Below are 601 nucleotides of genomic sequence, written 5' to 3'. Positions count from 1 at the left end.
GAATTAGACATTCGACCTGATATAGTTCGGCGTTGGAAACGAGAAATGGAACAGTATGGAGAAGGCAGTTTTTCAGGACAAGGAAATGCGAATTTGACACCTGAGCAAAAAGAGATTCATCGATTAAAAAAAGAATTAAGAGAGGCTCAAATAGAACGAGATATCTTAAAAAAGGCAGTGAGCATCTTCTCCAGGAGCGACAGCAAAAATTCAAGTTTATAAAGTTATATAACAACGTATTTAGTGTTGAGAAGATGTGTCAAGTATTAGGTATTTGTAGAAGCAGTTATTATAATTGGTTAAATAGAGCACCTTCAAAACAAGCATTAGAAACCGCTCGAATAAAGAAAGAAATAAGATCTATATATCAGGAAAGTAAAGGACGTTATGGAAGTCCAAGAATAACCATTGAATTACAAACCAGAGGCATTAAAGCTTCTCGACCCAGAGTTGCCAGAATAATGCAAGCAGAAGGACTTAAAAGCATTGTGCAAAAGAAATATAAGGTGACTACAACAGACTCAAAACATTCGTATCTGATATCTGAAAATCATTTGAAAAGAAATTTTAAAGCTCAGGAATCAGGACAAGTTTGGGTATC

Annotated in this window: 2 protein-coding genes; both read left to right on the top strand. The window is 35.1% G+C overall.

The features are described from left to right. On the top strand, nucleotides 1-222 hold a 222-nt coding region (locus OM075_RS25405), incomplete at its 5' end, for a transposase (protein ID WP_363321661.1). A 32-nt stretch (nucleotides 223-254) separates the two neighbouring features. Continuing rightward, nucleotides 255-601, top strand: a 347-nt coding sequence (locus OM075_RS25400; protein WP_301193364.1) for an IS3 family transposase, incomplete at its 3' end; no start/stop codon positions are given.

The sequence above is a fragment of the Plebeiibacterium sediminum genome (genome assembly GCF_026013605.1).
GTDB lineage: Bacteria > Bacteroidota > Bacteroidia > Bacteroidales > Marinilabiliaceae > Saccharicrinis > Saccharicrinis sediminus.
This window is presented reverse-complemented; position numbering and strand designations above follow the sequence as displayed.